Origin of the sequence: Salmonella sp. 32031103-2018-00083-FB-01-SM-01 (assembly GCF_017571995.1) — a bacterium.
Taxonomy (GTDB): Bacteria; Pseudomonadota; Gammaproteobacteria; order Enterobacterales; family Enterobacteriaceae; genus Salmonella; species Salmonella enterica.
The window spans coordinates 1,146,712-1,163,020 of the sequence record NZ_JAGEQL010000001.1 but is presented as its reverse complement, the minus strand read 5'-3'; the positions used below and the strand labels follow the sequence as shown (position 1 = coordinate 1,163,020).

The 16,309-nt window shown below is 54.0% G+C and carries 12 protein-coding genes; 9 read left to right on the top strand and 3 right to left on the bottom strand.

The features are described 5' to 3' along the window. Nucleotides 1-278: 278 nt before the first annotated feature. Nucleotides 279-338, top strand: a complete 60-nt coding sequence (locus tag J4614_RS05855; RefSeq protein WP_105887528.1) for a type I toxin-antitoxin system Ibs family toxin — start codon at nucleotides 279-281, stop codon at nucleotides 336-338. A 98-nt stretch (nucleotides 339-436) separates the two neighbouring features. Here the strand turns inward: J4614_RS05855 and yegD are convergent, their stop codons facing one another. Then, nucleotides 437-1,789 (bottom strand): molecular chaperone, encoded by a 1,353-nt coding sequence (gene yegD / locus J4614_RS05850; RefSeq protein WP_000469623.1) that lies wholly within the window; start codon nucleotides 1,787-1,789, stop codon nucleotides 437-439. A gap of 133 nt (nucleotides 1,790-1,922) precedes the next feature. Here yegD and alkA point away from each other — a divergent pair, with 133 nt between their 5' ends. After that, on the top strand, nucleotides 1,923-2,792 hold the full coding sequence (gene alkA / locus J4614_RS05845) for a DNA-3-methyladenine glycosylase 2 (protein ID WP_000494715.1): 870 nt from the start codon (nucleotides 1,923-1,925) through the stop codon (nucleotides 2,790-2,792). Here alkA and J4614_RS05840 read toward each other — a convergent pair. Beyond that, nucleotides 2,760-5,750, bottom strand: coding sequence for an MASE1 domain-containing protein (locus tag J4614_RS05840; protein ID WP_079964603.1), 2,991 nt, complete (start codon nucleotides 5,748-5,750; stop codon nucleotides 2,760-2,762). The two genes, alkA and J4614_RS05840, sit on opposite strands and share 33 nt — an antisense overlap. A 330-nt stretch (nucleotides 5,751-6,080) precedes the next feature. Between J4614_RS05840 and udk the strand changes: the two genes are divergently transcribed. The 3 genes from udk to asmA all read left to right on the top strand — a co-directional run bounded on the left by udk (nucleotide 6,081) and on the right by asmA (nucleotide 9,289). Further along, complete coding sequence (gene udk, locus J4614_RS05835; RefSeq protein ID WP_000132082.1) at nucleotides 6,081-6,722, top strand: uridine kinase; 642 nt, start codon at nucleotides 6,081-6,083, stop codon at nucleotides 6,720-6,722. 90 nt (nucleotides 6,723-6,812) lie between these two features. Continuing rightward, nucleotides 6,813-7,394 carry a dCTP deaminase gene (gene dcd, locus J4614_RS05830; RefSeq protein WP_001234783.1) on the top strand — a complete coding sequence of 194 codons (582 nt, stop codon included), beginning with the start codon at nucleotides 6,813-6,815 and terminating at the stop codon, nucleotides 7,392-7,394. Nucleotides 7,395-7,432: 38 nt separating this feature from the next. Beyond that, on the top strand, nucleotides 7,433-9,289 hold the full coding sequence (gene asmA / locus J4614_RS05825; RefSeq protein WP_208293089.1) for an outer membrane assembly protein AsmA: 1,857 nt from the start codon (nucleotides 7,433-7,435) through the stop codon (nucleotides 9,287-9,289). 85 nt (nucleotides 9,290-9,374) lie between these two features. Here the strand turns inward: asmA and J4614_RS05820 are convergent, their stop codons facing one another. Further along, complete coding sequence (locus tag J4614_RS05820; protein ID WP_079964604.1) at nucleotides 9,375-10,955, bottom strand: TerC family protein; 1,581 nt, start codon at nucleotides 10,953-10,955, stop codon at nucleotides 9,375-9,377. A 674-nt stretch (nucleotides 10,956-11,629) separates the two neighbouring features. Between J4614_RS05820 and J4614_RS05815 the strand changes: the two genes are divergently transcribed. The 4 genes from J4614_RS05815 to wcaA all read left to right on the top strand — a co-directional run bounded on the left by J4614_RS05815 (nucleotide 11,630) and on the right by wcaA (nucleotide 16,309). Beyond that, nucleotides 11,630-12,769, top strand: coding sequence for a polysaccharide export protein (locus tag J4614_RS05815; RefSeq protein ID WP_000978077.1), 1,140 nt, complete (start codon nucleotides 11,630-11,632; stop codon nucleotides 12,767-12,769). A gap of 5 nt (nucleotides 12,770-12,774) precedes the next feature. Then, nucleotides 12,775-13,224, top strand: a complete 450-nt coding sequence (wzb, locus tag J4614_RS05810) for a low molecular weight protein-tyrosine-phosphatase Wzb (RefSeq protein ID WP_000482224.1) — start codon at nucleotides 12,775-12,777, stop codon at nucleotides 13,222-13,224. Then, nucleotides 13,221-15,380 carry a tyrosine-protein kinase Wzc gene (gene wzc, locus J4614_RS05805; RefSeq protein ID WP_000137233.1) on the top strand — a complete coding sequence of 720 codons (2,160 nt, stop codon included), beginning with the start codon at nucleotides 13,221-13,223 and terminating at the stop codon, nucleotides 15,378-15,380. The genes wzb and wzc overlap by 4 nt, the downstream gene beginning before the upstream one ends. Before the next feature lie 86 nt (nucleotides 15,381-15,466). Next, complete coding sequence (gene wcaA, locus J4614_RS05800) at nucleotides 15,467-16,309, top strand: colanic acid biosynthesis glycosyltransferase WcaA (RefSeq protein ID WP_000205695.1); 843 nt, start codon at nucleotides 15,467-15,469, stop codon at nucleotides 16,307-16,309.

The following is a 16,309-nucleotide window of genomic DNA, read 5'->3' as shown; positions in this document are numbered from 1 at the left end:
ATAAGTTTCTCATCCTGAAACGTTTTGCGGAATGTTGCTTCCTCTATTGTAGTCAGCAGGGAAGGGAGAAAAATGGAGGAATTATGGAACACGGTCGGGATTATTCTGAATGGCGACTCGCTTTGCGAGGCGCTACGCAACTCTCATCAGTGAAAATCGTTAACGCGCCGGAGTGCGGTAAAGTGGCGGCACGGCAATGAAGGTAAGCCACCGATTTCAGCAGGACGCTGAAACGGGAAAGCCCCTCCCGAGGAAGGGGCCAAAATAAGGAAAGGGTTATGATGAAGGTAGTCATCATACTGGTGATACTCTTAGTGATTAGCCTACCAGCTTACTAAGACACCAGGGGGAGGAGGAATCCTCCCTTACCCTCACTCCTGACGTTAAGCCACATCAAGAATAATGTCAATCCATCAGCACTGAGCTTGCGAGGCGCTTAGCGGAAAACAACCTCCGCCCAGCGCGCCAGTCCTGCGGTGACGGAGCCGAAATCATCGCCGCCAGCGACGGGTATGCCCGGTAGCTGTTCGGAAAGCGCTTTTTTAATCAATGGCGAACGGGCGCTGCCGCCGGTCAGATAGATGACATCCGGTTTTTCCTGCGCGCTGTCCAGCGCTAGTTGCACCTGTTCCAGAATACGCGCCAGCGGTTGATCCAGCGCCGCTTCCAGTCCTTGCTGGCTGATAGCGACCGCCAGGTCGTCGCTGATAAATGGCAGCCTCGCCGTAATATCCGCCTGGCCGGAAAGGGCGATTTTGCTCTCTTCCGCGCAGCGTACCAGGCGGTAACTAAGCCGCTGGCGCCAGACCTTGAGCAGCAACGCGACCTTGTCTGCTTCACGCGCGTTGCGAACCAAATCGTTCAACAGACGACCATTCGCGCTACTGTAAAAATCGCTTTGCGCCGGGACGTCGTTAATCGCCACGGCGTTCCACCACGGCAGCACCGGCAGGGCGATGCCTTTTTCGGTTTCGCCGCCCATGCCCAGCAAAGGCATCAGATTTTTAAAGGCCAGCGCGATATCCAGATCGTTTCCGCCCACGCGGCAACCGCTGTGCCCCAACAGGCTGTTTTCACGATCGGCGCGCTGACGCCACTGCGGCCCCATCAGCAGCATGGAGCAGTCGGTGGTGCCGCCGCCAATATCCACGACCAGCACACGCTTCTCTTCCCGCAGCGTAGCTTCGTAGTCCAGGCCCGCCGCAACCGGTTCATACTGGAATACCACCTCCTGAAAACCGGCGCGTTTTGCCGCCCGCTCCAGAATACCCTGCGCCTGGCGGTTCGCGTCATCGCCGCCGAGTCCCTGAAAGTTGATCGGGCGACCGATTACCGCCTGGGTAATGGCCTCCGGCAATTGGCTGTGCGCCGTATGACGAATATGTACCATCATGGCGCAGACCAAATCTTCAAACAGCGCGACCTGCTGCGGTTTCAGGCCGCTGGCGCCTAAAAAGGATTTCGGCGATTTGACAAACCAGACCTCCTGGGGATCGTCAATATAGTGCGCCAGCGACGCCAGACCAAACTGTACGCTTTGCGCGCCAACCTCAATATCTTCCTCGCGGTTGTAGCGTATCGCGCGGCGCAGCAGCGCCTGGGTTTCTTCATCCGTTGCCGGCACATCATGATGGCGATACAGCCACTCGCTCACCGCCTCGCGCGTCGGCGCGCACAGCATAGACGGCAGTAATGCGCTGTTATTCTCCATTGTCAGCAACTGTGGATGCCCGTCGCGCATAATGGCGACCGAGCAGTTTGCCGTACCGTAATCAAATCCTATAAACACCTTAAAATCCCCATGCCAGTGAAGAAGGGGCGTGACTTTAGCGAAATGTCGTCGCGGCGACAACTGGAATATGAAAGCAAGGCGTTACGTGCGATTAGCGTTTATGCTGAAAGGTCAAATAAAGGAGAAAAGTATGTTTACCCTGAGCTGGCAGCCGCCTTACGACTGGTCGTGGATGTTGGGCTTTCTTGCCGCGCGTGCGGTGGACGGCGTGGAAACAGTAGGCGAGGGCTTTTATGCGCGCAGCCTGGTGGTGGGCGAGCATCGCGGACTGGTCAGCGTGAGGCCCCATCTGCCCACCCACACTGTGCAGGTTAGCGTGAGCGCCGGATTACTTCCCGTCGCGCCGGCGTGTCTGGCGAAGGTTTCGCGTCTGTTTGATCTTGACTGCCAGCCCGCGCAGGTTGCCGCCGTGCTGGGGCCACTGGGCGAGGACAGACCGGGGCTGCGTTTACCGGGATCGGTTGATACGTTTGAACAAGGCGTGCGGGCGATACTGGGGCAACTGGTGAGTGTCGCGATGGCGGCAAGGTTGACGGCGAAAGTGGCGCGCCGCTATGGCGAGGCGTTGCCGGATGCGCCCGATTATGTCTGTTTTCCCGGTCCGGAAACGCTGGCGTTGGCCGATCCGCTGGCGCTTAAAGCTCTGGGGATGCCGCTGCGGCGCGCCGAAGCGCTGATTCATCTGGCGCAGGCGACGCTGGCGGGAAAACTGGCGCTCGCCGCGCCGTCGGATATTGAGCAGAGCGTTAAAAATTTACAAACGTTTCCGGGAATTGGCCGCTGGACGGCGAACTATTTCGCCCTGCGCGGTTGGCAGGCAAAAGATATCTTTTTACCCGACGATTACTTAATTAAGCAGCGCTTCGCCGGGATGACGGCCGCGCAGATCCGTCGCTACGCGGAGCGCTGGAAACCGTGGCGTTCCTACGCGCTACTGCATATCTGGTATACCCACGGCTGGCAACCGTCAATGGATAGCGAAATAGCTGGTATTCAGTAACAAATCCAACGGTTGCGCTTCGGCGATAGTGTCGCCATAAATCAGATCCACGCCAATACGGGAGAGCGTATCCAGCACCTGTGGGTTTTGTACCGGCCCGGCGAGCGTTTTGATGTCCAGATGCTGGGCGTGTCCCTGGATGATCGAGGTCAGCATTTCATCCATTAAACTCTCATGAACGTTGGCGATAAGGTCGCTATCCAGCAGTAAATAATCAGCGATATGCGGGGTCAGTAAATTAAACAGCTGTAAATCGCGCCCGACATGGCTGAGAATCACCTGACAGCCGCGTTGTCGCAGTTTTCGCAGAGTCGCAGCGGCGGTCTGCGCCTGCTTAACGATAACGTCAGCCGGGATAATCAGATGTAATAACCGTGGCGGCAGTGGGCTATGCTCCAGTTGTTCCAGCAGCTCATCAATAAGGGTCGCGCTGTATAATCCTGCGGCGGACAGCGGCAGCGCAACGCTTAATCCCTTGCTGGCGACGGCGGTCGCCGCATGGTGGAAAAACTCATGGAATACTCGTCGGTCAAGCGCGTGATGCAGCGCGGAGTCGGCTAATCCTGCCCGGAACGCGCGCTCTTCCATCACTTCCCCTTCGCTGGTCCACAGCCTGAGTGAGACCAGCCAAAAGCTGGTGGCCTCCGGCGTACGCGGCGGCGCGACGTTTCTGGCAAGCATTAGCAGGTGGTTATTTTTAATCATATGCCACTGTTCTTCCAGCGGCATCATTCCCTTTGAGGAGGTTAATGCGTGCTGCGGTTCGTACACGGTCAGACGGCCGCGACCGCTATTTTTCGCGGCGTAGCAGGCAATATCGGCCTGAGACACGACCTCTGTGAGCTGGCAGTTATGTTTATTTATCATTGTGATTCCGGCGCTGGCGCCGATCCGATGCAGGCGTCCTTCCCACATAAAGTGATATTCATTAACGGCGTTGATAAGCCGCGTCACGATAAAGCGCGCGCTGTCACTATTACAATCCGGCAGCAACAGGCCAAACTCATCGCCCCCCAGACGGGCCAGGAGATCGCCGGAGCGAAGCATACTGAGCATCAGTGACGCGAGCTCGCGCAATAAGGCGTCGCCGGCGGCATGTCCCGCGCTGTCGTTAACCGCTTTAAAACGATCCAGATCGATAAACACCAGCGCATGATGTTGAGACGATTCCTGTATTGTTTGCAGGCGCTGTTGAAGCTGTTTTTCAAAACTGGCGCGGTTGGCAAGATGGGTGAGGGCGTCATGCGTTGCGCTGTAGCTGAGCTGGCGTAACATTTTTCGTGATTCGGTAACGTCCTGGATAACCAGAACCGAACCAATCTTATCGCCGTCAAGCGTACTGAGCGGCGTGATACTGTAATGAATATCGTAGCTACCGCCGTTATGACAATGGAGCACTATCTCCTGTTCCATGTCCGATCGCGACCTGTCGGCGCGATAAATATCCTCCAGCAGCGGCCCCTTATCACCTGACGTAATGCGCAGAACCGTTAATAATGGCGCGCCTAAAGCATCCTCTTGCCGCCAGCCGCTCATCTTCTCGGCGATCGGGTTCATAAAGGTGATATTCATCGCGACATCAATACACACCACCGCTTCTCCGATAGAGTCAAGCGTGATGTGCAACCGTTCTTTTTCCTGAAACAGCGCGTCGTTCGCCTGTGTAATACGCTCCATCAACCGCTGGTTTTCCTGCTCGCTTTGCTTGAGATCGTTAATATCTTCAATCTGAGCAATAAAATAGAGAGGCTTATTGTCTTTATGCCGAACCAGCGAGACGGCCAGCAGCGCCCAGACGACATCGCCGTTGCGGGTGTAGTAGCGTTTTTCCATGGAATAGCTATTGATGTCGCCGCGCACCAGCATGTTTAGCTGTTCAAGGTCGTTATTCAGGTCTTCCGGCCAGGTCAATTGCTGAAATGTCATCGTGCGTAATTCATCCTGGCTATAGCCAAGAAAATGGCTCAGAGATTTATTGACCTGTAGCCACTGACCCTCCGTACCGACCAGCGCCATACCAATGGCGGAATACTCCATCGCGTTGCGAAAGCGGGATTCGCTCTCGGTGATATGTTTGCGTTCCGTGCGAAACGCGTACATCACCATCGTCATCATATTGGCAGGCAGCAGGATCATTAAAAAAGGCAGCCACGGCATATTGACCATCACGTCGGTTTTCGGCGTGGCGAGCAGCGTGGGGTCATTGGCCAGCATGAGCGAGACCACGATAACGGTAGCTAAAAAAATTAAAAACGCCTCCATTCGCGGCAGGCGCACCGCACTCCACATCAACAGGACGATAACGCACGTAAACGGCCACGGAATATAGCGCATAGCGAGCCAGCTTAGCGCCAGCGTAATGACCAGCGTCAATAGCGTTTCCAGCAACAGATGCGGGTCGCGATGACGCAACAGATAGTGTGGTTTAAACAGTAAACCTAACGGCACCAGCGTCAGCGCGCCGATGGCTTCCGATAATACCCAAATCAGAAACGCTTTCGAGGCGACCGCTTCCGGCGCTATCAGCCAAAATAACAGGCCGCCGAGTAGCGGCGGAATCACGGCGCTGCCGATAGCCAGACGAAACCAGTCATTCAAATTTTGTAAGGGGTTGTAGCTGGGGAGCAGTTTTCGCAGCAGTATCGCGCCAGTGGCCGCCTCGATAATATTTATTGCCGTCCAGCTAAAGTTAAGCGAGGCGGCAGGAAATAAAGTCAGTGAGGCGCCGATGCTGCCGAGCGAGCAGGCGACCGCGATCCCAGGCCACAGACGGCCCGCATGGCGGTAAAACGCGACCATCATAATGGAGGTGGGGAACCACAGCGGCGCGAGTTGGGTGCCGACACGCGATAATACGAGCGAAAAGAGCGTAAAGACAAACGCGACCAGGCCTAAACTGACCAGACGCAATAGCGGGTGGGGGACGGTAACGAAAACATGTTGGGATGGTTTACTCATTACCACTCTATCCGAATCGCCGGTAACGTCGCGGAATACCGGACGTGTCAGTTTACTCTGTGATTATGCTAGTATAAACGCGTAATGATTTATACGCTGGCTGAATATAAATTGTGGCTTCCGGCGTATTCCTCCTCCAGACGGGTCGATAAATCCGCTGTCCGCGTTAAAACTGAACGCTTTTACGTCGCGACGTCGAATGCGCCGCCAACAAATTCACCGTGGCATAGCGCCGGACTGGTATCGCGCTGCTGAAATCCCTATAATTGCCGCGTTTGGCGTTTCGGCGCCCCCCTTCCTTACATCCAGGTTAATCAGGTCGCTAAATTTATGACTGATCAGTCTCATCAGTGCGTCATTATCGGTATCGCTGGCGCATCGGCTTCCGGCAAGAGTCTTATTGCCAGTACCCTTTACCGCGAATTGCGTGAACAAGTGGGTGACGAACATATTGGCGTTATTCCCGAAGACAGTTATTACAAAGATCAAAGCCATCTGTCGATGGAAGAACGCGTAAAAACCAACTATGACCATCCGAATGCGATGGATCACAGCCTGCTATTTCAGCATCTTCAGGCGCTCAAGCGCGGTTCGGCGATTGAATTACCGGTATACAGTTATGTTGAGCATACCCGTATGCAGGAAACGGTTCGCGTAGAACCGAAGAAAGTGATTATTCTTGAAGGTATTCTGTTACTGACCGACGCGCGTTTGCGTGAAGAGATGAACTTCTCTATTTTTGTCGATACGCCGCTGGATATCTGTTTGATGCGCCGTATCAAACGCGATGTGAACGAGCGTGGTCGCTCAATGGATTCGGTGATGGCGCAATATCAGAAAACGGTGCGTCCGATGTTCCTGCAATTTATTGAGCCTTCCAAACAATATGCGGATATTATCGTGCCGCGCGGCGGTAAAAACCGCATCGCTATTGATATTCTGAAAGCGAAAATCAGCCAGTTCTTTGAATAAATCTGGCGAATTGTGTACCGTTCAGTGATAACCTGGTTAGCCCTTGATGTGCTTGATTTAAGGGCTTGATGCGCGAAAGGAGAAAGTGCCATGCGTTTATGCGACCGAGATATTGAAGCCTGGCTGGATGAAGGCCGTTTGTCTATCACCCCGCGACCTCCCGTAGAGCGCATTAACGGCGCGACGGTCGATGTACGTCTTGGCAATAAATTTCGAACCTTCCGTGGCCATACGGCGGCGTTTATCGATCTGAGCGGGCCGAAAGATGAGGTCAGCGCGGCGCTGGATCGCGTGATGAGCGATGAAATCGTTTTGCCGGACGGCGAGGCATTTTATCTGCATCCGGGCGAGTTGGCGCTGGCTGTCACCTTTGAATCCGTTACCCTGCCGCCGGATTTAGTGGGCTGGCTGGATGGTCGTTCCTCGCTGGCGCGTCTGGGACTGATGGTGCATGTGACGGCGCACCGTATCGATCCCGGCTGGTCGGGCTGCATTGTGCTTGAGTTTTACAACTCCGGGAAGCTGCCGCTGGCGTTGCGTCCGGGTATGCTCATCGGCGCGCTGAGCTTTGAGCCGCTGTCCGGTCCGGCGGCGCGGCCTTATAACCGCCGTCAGGATGCCAAATATCGCGATCAGCAGGGCGCTGTTGCCAGCCGGATTGATAAAGACTGAGCCATTCGGCGCAATACTGCCGGTCCATTGAGGGTAGCATGAGACGATTTCTGACGACGCTGATGATTCTCCTGGTCGTGCTGGTGGCCGGATTCTCTGCGTTGGTATTGTTGGTCAATCCGAATGATTTCCGCGCCTATATGGTGCAGCAGGTTGCCGCGCGTAGTGAATATCAGTTGCAACTGGACGGGCCGCTGCGCTGGCACGTATGGCCGCAACTCAGCATCCTTTCCGGGCGAATGACGCTAACGGCGCGAGGCGCCAGCGAACCGCTGGTGCGGGCTGACAATATGCGCCTGGACGTCGCTTTATGGCCGCTATTGAGTCATCAGCTTCATGTTAAGCAGGTGATGCTGAAAGGCGGGGTGATTCAACTGACGCCGCAAACGGAAGCGGTACGCAGCGATGATGCGCCGGTCGCGCCGAAAGATAATACCTTGCCGGACGTAGCGGAAGATCGCGGCTGGTCGTTTGATATTCGTAGCCTGCGCGTTGCCGACAGCGTGCTGGTTTTCCAGCATGAAAATGATGATCAGGTCACGGTGCGCGATATTCGTCTGAATATGGAACAAGATGCCGAGCATCGCGGCACGTTTGATTTTTCGGGACGCGTGAACCGCGATCAGCGGGATCTTGCTTTATCATTCAGCGGAACGGTGGATGTTTCCGATTATCCGCATAATTTAACCGCGGGTATTGAGCAACTGCGTTGGCAATTGCAGGGCGCGGATCTACCGGCGCAGGGGATTGAGGGGCAGGGACAACTGCAGGCGCAGTGGCAGGAGGCGCAAAAACGTCTTTCATTTAACCACTTAAATTTAACGGCGAATGACAGTTCTCTGACCGGGCATGTTCAGGTAACGCTGGCGGAGCAGCCGGAATGGCAAATTGACCTCCAGTCCAGCAAGCTTAATCTGGACAACCTGTTGCCGCATCATAGCACCGTGGCACAGACGGGCGGCGCGGTGTCGCAGGGGCAAAATACGCTCCCCCTGACCAGGCCAGTTATCGCGTCGCGTGTTGGTGCGCCGCCTTATCAGGGGCTGCAAAGCTTTACGGCGGAGATTGCTTTACAGGCGGATTCAGTTCGCTGGCGGGGAATGGACTTTACCCAGGTTTCGACGAAGATGTCTAATCAGGCCGGATTGCTGGATATCACCGAGTTGCAGGGGAAACTGGCCGACGGAGAGATGTCGCTGCCCGGCACGCTTGACGCCCGCACCGCCAGTCCGCGCATCGAATTCCACCCTCGCCTCAACCATGTTGAGATTGGGACTATCCTGAAAGCCTTCAATTATCCGATTAGCCTGACCGGTAAGATGTCGCTGGTTGGCGATTTCTCCGGGGCGGATATTGACGCGGAGGCGTTTCGCCATAGCTGGAAAGGAAAAGCGCATGTTGACATGAGCAATACGCGCCTCGAAGGAATGAATTTCCAACAACTGGTGCAGCAGGCCGTAGAGCGAAGCGGCGGCGACGCGCAGCAGTCGCAGGAAAATATGGACAACGCGACCCGACTGGATCGCTTCACGACCGATCTGACGCTAAATAAGGGCACGCTGACGCTCGACGACATGGTCGGGCAATCTTCTATGCTGGCGTTAACCGGCAGCGGAACGCTGGATCTGGTTAAGCAGAGCTGTGATACGCAATTTAATCTGCGTGTGCTGGGCGGATGGAACGGCAATAGCAACCTGATCACCTTCCTGAAAGAGACGCCGGTGCCGCTGCGCGTCTATGGCAAGTGGCAGGAGCTGAACTATACCCTGCAAGTGGATCAGTTATTGCGCAAGCATTTACAGGATGAGGCGAAGCGTCGGCTCAACGACTGGGCGGATCGCAATAAAGATACCCGTAACGGTAAAGATGTGAAGAAACTGCTGGATAAGCTGTAGTTTTTGGCCAAAGAGGAGTGCCGGATGGCGAGGCTAACGCGCCTCCGGCCTGCCTGGTAAGCAGGCCGGGGCAGGCGAACAGACGTTACATCTCCGGGGCTGGCTCGCCGTTATGGAGCGGAATTAACTGCACTTTCTGCACTCGATGGCTTTCTACCTGCAATGTTTTCAGCAAATAATCACCCACCTGAACCTCTTCACCGGTTTGCGGTATGCGCTGCAAATATTCCATCAATAATCCGGCAATCGTATGGTATTCCCGTTTTTCATCCAGCGGCAGCGGCACGTACTGCACCAAATCCTCCAGCGGCATATGGCCGTTTGCTGTCCAGGAACCGTCCGGGTTCTTCTGAATATCGTGGCGGGCGTCAATTTCCTCGACTTCATTCGGCAGATTACCGGCGATAGTCTCCATGACATCGCTTAATGTCACAATGCCTTCAACCGAGCCAAACTCATCTACGACAAAGGCAAAATGGGTTCTGGCGTTACGGAACTGCTCCAGCGCAGGCAGCAGCGGCAATGTTTCCGGGAAAACCAGCGGTTGGCGAATCAGCGCCCGCAGGTTGAGCGGTTCGCCGCGCAGCGATTGTTGCAACAGATCGATGACGTGGACGACGCCGAGTAAATCTTCCTGTTCATTTTCACCCGTCACGACCAGACGCGTATGCTGGTTCTTTTCCAGCAGAGCGCGGATTTCCGCTTCCGGCGCGTTGAGATCGATATGCTCGATATCATGACGCGACGTCATGATGCTACTTACGGTGCGCTGGTTGAGATTCAGCACCCGCTCAATCATCCTGCGCTCCTGCGGATTAAAAATCTGGCTGTCGTCATGGTCTGCCAGCATCGCGGCGGTTTCCGCATCCAGTTCGGCATCCTCTTTTTTACCGCTAATCAGCCGCATCACGGCCTCCGTTGTGCGCTGGCGCAGCGTATGGTTAGCGGAAAGAAAACGGCGGCGGTTAAAAATAGCCAGTTGGTTGAGCGCCTCGATCATCACCGAGAAGCCGATAGCCGCGTACAGATACCCTTTCGGAATGTGGAAACCAAACCCTTCCGCCACCAGGCTAAAGCCGATCATTAGCAGGAAGCTAAGACACAAAATGACAATGGTGGGATGGTTGTTCACAAATCGGGTCAGTGACTTGCTGGCGAGCAGCATCAGGCTAATGGCGATTATCACTGCCGCCATCATGACCGCCAGGTGATCGACCATCCCCACGGCGGTAATCACGGAGTCGAGAGAAAAGATAGCGTCCAGCACCACGATTTGCGCGACCACCGCCCAGAATTTCGCCCCCTTACGCTGGGTAGGGTTGGCGCTATCTTTCCCTTCCAGCCGTTCGTTGAGCTCCATGGTGGCTTTAAAGAGCAGGAAGAAGCCGCCGAACAGCATAATCAGATCGCGGGCGCTGAAGCTTAATGCCTGTACGCTAAAGAGCGGCTTAGTCAAGGTGACCAGCCACGAGATTGACGCCAGCAGCAGTAGGCGCATGATCATCGCCAGTATCAGGCCGGTAATGCGCGCGCGGTCGCGCTGCCCCGGCGGTAGTTTTTCAGCGAGGATGGCAATAAAGACCAGGTTATCAATGCCGAGAACAAGTTCGATAACGATTAACGTTACCAGTCCGGCCCAAATTGACGGATCGGCAATCCATTCCATAGTAAGAGCAATACCTTCTGTAATATGACAATTGTCACAATTCGATCATGGATAATACGGCGGAAAAATGCAATGCCGCAGAGCAATTTATCTTTGTTACGCGGCTATAAAATAACTTTAAAATAGCCGTAATGTTTCTGTCGGAAACTAAATAATGTCAAGAATATATTTAGGAAATATCGCAGGTGGAGTGGAGTAAATAAATATTGTCAACATCAATAAAATCCTAAAATCATCTGTTAATTCATTTAATATTAATCTTAAAAATATAGAATGGCGGGTTTGTTACCTTGCCTGTCATTAGGTTAGCTGCAACAATTCTTGCAGGATTAAGATAGCGCTCTTAAATATCCTGTCACAACATCGAGAAAACTATTAATACGTAACCTTTATTTCGCTGAAGATTTTTATCTGAACGAGGATAAAATCGGAGGGGAATGCGAAAATTTAGAACAATCAGTGTATTGGTAGCTAAGAAGCCAGGGGCGGTAGCGTGCCTGAAAGCCTGAATATAAGCCTTTATTATTCTGTCAATAGCCTGCGGATGAATTGATTTTTTTTCAGAATGATGCCAGTTAATTTTCTCTGCCATTAACTGCAAGGTAAATGTGCACGGACGAAGCCGCTATTTAAATTGCACAGGATAATGACTCTGCCAAAGTGATAAATAATCAATGATGAAATCCAAAATGAAATTGATGCCATTATTGGCGTCGCTCAGCTTGATAAGTGGTTGCACAGTACTTCCGGGCAGCAATATGTCTACGATGGGGAAAGATGTGATCAAACAGCAAGACGCTGACTTTGATCTTGACCGGATGGTCAATGTGTATCCGCTGACGCCACGGTTGGTTGAGCAATTACGCCCGCGGCCCAATGTCGCGCAACCGAATATGTCGCTGGACCAGGAGATCGCCAGCTATCAGTATCGCGTCGGGCCTGGCGATGTGCTGAATGTCACCGTCTGGGATCACCCGGAATTGACCACGCCAGCAGGCCAGTACCGTAGCTCAAGCGATACCGGCAACTGGGTACAGCCGGACGGCACCATGTTTTATCCCTACATTGGCAAGGTTAGCGTCGTCGGTAAAACTTTGTCAGAGATTCGCAGCGATATTACCGGGCGTTTAGCGAAGTACATCGCGGACCCACAGGTGGATGTCAATATCGCCGCTTTCCGCTCGCAAAAAGCGTATATCTCCGGCCAGGTGAATAAATCCGGTCAGCAGGCCATTACTAACGTACCGCTAACCGTCCTGGATGCGATTAACGCTGCGGGCGGCCTGACCGATATGGCGGACTGGCGCAACGTCGTGCTGACGCACAACGGCAAAGAACAGCGCATTTCGCTACAGGCGCTGATGCAAAATGGCGATCTTAGCCAGAACCGCTTGCTCTACCCTGGCGACATTCTGTATGTGCCGCGCAATGACGATCTGAAAGTCTTTGTCATGGGCGAAGTGAAAAAACAGAGCACCCTCAAAATGGATTTCAGCGGTATGACGCTCACCGAAGCATTGGGCAATGCGGAAGGCATCGATCTGACCACCTCCAACGCCAGCGGCATTTTTGTGATTCGTCCGTTGAAAGGCGAGGGGGGACGCGGCGGCAAGATCGCCAATATCTACCAGCTTGATATGTCTGACGCCACGTCATTGGTGATGGCGACGGAATTCCGACTTCAGCCTTACGATGTGGTGTACGTCACGACTGCGCCGGTTGCTCGCTGGAACCGTCTGATCAATCAGTTGCTGCCAACCATTAGCGGTGTCCGTTATATGACGGATACGGCCAGCGACATTCATTCCTGGTAATCGTTATGTTTAACAAAATCTTAGTGGTCTGTGTGGGGAATGTTTGCCGTTCCCCGACGGCGGAACGTTTGCTAAAGCGCTTTCATCCCTCGCTGACGGTTGCGTCCGCCGGATTAGGCGCGCTGGTCGGCAAAGGCGCCGATCCTGCGGCGGCGAGCGTGGCGAGCGCCCACGATCTGTCTTTGGAAAATCACTGCGCAAGGCAAATTTCCGCGCGTCTGTGCCGGGAATATGACCTGATTCTGACGATGGAGAAACGTCACATCGCCGCCCTGTGCGACATTGCACCGGAAATGCGCGGCAAGGTAATGCTGTTTGGTCACTGGGACAGCGAGCGTGAAATACCAGACCCGTATCGCAAAAGCCGCGATGCGTTTGAGGCGGTGTACACATTACTGGAAAGGTCTGCCCGCCAGTGGGCGCAGGCACTGAATGCAGAGCAGGGAAAACCATGACAGAAAAAGTAAAACAATCTGCGGCGGTTACGGGTAGCGATGAAATCGATATCGGGCGTCTGGTCGGAACGGTGATTGAAGCGCGTTGGTGGGTGTTGGGGACGACGGCCATATTTGCGCTGTGCGCGGTAATTTATACGTTCTTCGCCACGCCCATCTATAGCGCCGATGCGCTGGTACAGATTGAACAAAACGCCGGTAATTCGCTGGTACAGGATATCAACAGCGCATTAGCGAATAAGCCGCCGGCTTCCGATGCGGAAATTCAGCTCATTCGATCGCGCCTGGTGCTGGGGAAGACCGTTGACGATCTGGATCTGGATATTGCCGTCACCAAAAACACCTTTCCGCTGTTCGGCGCCGGGTGGGAGCGGCTGATGGGACGTCACAATGAAAGGGTGAAAGTCACGACATTCACCCGACCAGAGACGATGAGCGGACAGATCTTCACCCTCAAAGTGCTGGGCGACAAACGTTATCAGTTGGTCAGCGACGGCGGATTTAGCGCGCAGGGCGTTGTGGGCCAGCCACTCAATAAAGACGGCGTGACGATGTGGGTAGAGGCAATTGACGCCCGTCCTGATACGGAATTTACGGTGAGTAAATTCTCAACGCTTGGCATGATTAATAACCTGCAAAATAACCTCACCGTAACGGAAACCGGCAAAGATACCGGCGTTCTGAGCCTGACGTTCACGGGAGAGGATCGCGACCAGATCCGCGAAATTCTCAACAGTATTACCCGTAACTATCTGCAACAGGATATTGCGCGGAAATCTGAAGAGGCGGGGAAGAGCCTGGCGTTTCTGGCAAAACAACTGCCGGAAGTCCGCAGCCGTCTGGATGTGGCGGAAAACAAGCTAAACGCTTTCCGCCAGGATAAAGACTCGGTGGATTTACCGCTGGAGGCGAAGGCGGTGCTCGATTCGATGGTTAATATCGACGCCCAGTTGAATGAGTTGACGTTTAAAGAGGCGGAAATTTCCAAGCTCTTTACCAAAGCGCATCCGGCTTACCGCACCCTGCTGGAAAAACGTAAAGCGCTGGAAGATGAAAAAGCCAAACTGAACGGGCGGGTGACGGCGATGCCGAAAACCCAGCAGGAGATTGTGCGTTTGACCCGCGATGTGGAGTCCGGCCAGCAGGTCTATATGCAACTGCTTAATAAACAGCAGGAGCTGAAAATCACCGAAGCCAGCACCGTTGGCGACGTGCGCATCGTTGACCCGGCGATTACCCAGCCGGGCGTGCTGAAGCCGAAAAAGGCGTTGATTATTCTCGGCAGCATTATTCTGGGATTAATGTTATCGATTGTCGGCGTGCTGCTGCGCTCACTGTTTAATCGCGGTATTGAAAGCCCGCAGGCGCTGGAGGAGCACGGGATCAGCGTCTATGCCAGTATTCCGCTGTCGGAATGGCAAAAAGCGCGCGATAGCGTCAAAACCATTAAAGGGATTAAGCGTTACAAGCAGAGCCAACTGCTGGCGGTGGGCAATCCGACCGATCTGGCGATTGAGGCGATTCGCAGCCTGCGCACCAGCCTGCATTTCGCCATGATGCAGGCGCAAAATAATGTACTCATGCTCACAGGCGTCAGCCCCTCTATCGGCAAAACCTTTGTTTGCGCCAACCTGGCGGCCGTCATCAGCCAGACGCATAAACGGGTATTACTGATCGACTGCGATATGCGCAAGGGCTACACCCATGAACTGCTCGGCACCAATAACGTGGACGGCTTATCTGACATTCTGGCGGGCAAAGGCGAGATAGCCTCCTGCGCGAAACCTACGGCGATCGCTAATTTTGATCTTATTCCGCGCGGTCAGGTACCTCCTAATCCATCGGAACTGCTGATGAGCGAGCGCTTCGGCGAGCTGATCGCCTGGGCAAGCAGCCGCTACGACCTGGTATTAATCGACACGCCGCCGATTCTGGCCGTGACGGACGCCGCGATTGTGGGTCGTCACGTCGGGACAACGCTGATGGTGGCGCGTTATGCCGTCAACACTTTAAAAGAGGTGGAAACCAGTCTGAGCCGTTTTGACCAGAATGGCATTCAGGTCAAAGGCGTCATTCTCAACTCCATTTTCCGCCGGGCGACGGGCTACCAGGATTATGGCTATTACGAGTATGAATACCAGTCAGATTCCAAATAAAAAATAAGGCGTGCCGGATGGCGCGGCCTGTGACTGTAGGCCGGGCAAGCATAGCGCCATGCGGCAAAACTATCTGGGGAATAAGCATGACAACAGACAATCCGCTGATCTCAATTTATATGCCAACCTGGAACAGGCAGCAGTTGGCTATCCGGGCGATTAAATCAGTACTACGTCAGGACTACCGCCACTGGGAGATGATCATCGTGGATGATTGCTCCTCGTCTTATCAGCAGCTACAACAATTTGTTGAGGAGCTGAACGACCCGCGCGTCCGTTATACCCATAACGCCAGGAATACTGGCGCCTGCGCGGTTCGCAACCAGGCCATTATGCAGGCGCAAGGGCATTACATTACCGGTATTGATGATGACGATGAATGGACGCCAAACCGTCTGAGCGTGTTTCTGGCCCATAAACACCAGTTGACTACGCACGCCTTTTTGTATGCCAACGACTATGTGTGCGAGGGCGAGGTCTACTCTCAGCCTGCCAGCCTGCCGCTGTATCCGAAATCCCCTTATTCGCGCCGCTTGTTCTACAAGCGCAATATTATTGGCAATCAGGTTTTTACCTGGGCCTGGCGTTTTAAAGCGTGTTTGTTCGATACCGAACTCAAGGCGGCGCAGGACTACGACATTTTTCTGCGCATGGTGGTGGAGTATGGCGAACCGTGGAAAGTCGAAGAGGCGACGCAAATTTTACATATCAACCACGGCGAGATGCAGATTACCTCTTCGCCGAAAAAGTTCTCCGGCTATTTCCATTTTTATCGTAAGCACAAAGATAAATTTGATCGCGCCAGTAAAAAATACCAGCTTTTTACCCTGTACCAAATTCGCAATAAGCGAATGACCTGGCGCACGTTGCTGACGTTGCTCTCCGTGCGTAATAGCAAACGCCTGGCGGCCGGGCTGCGGGGGCGATAA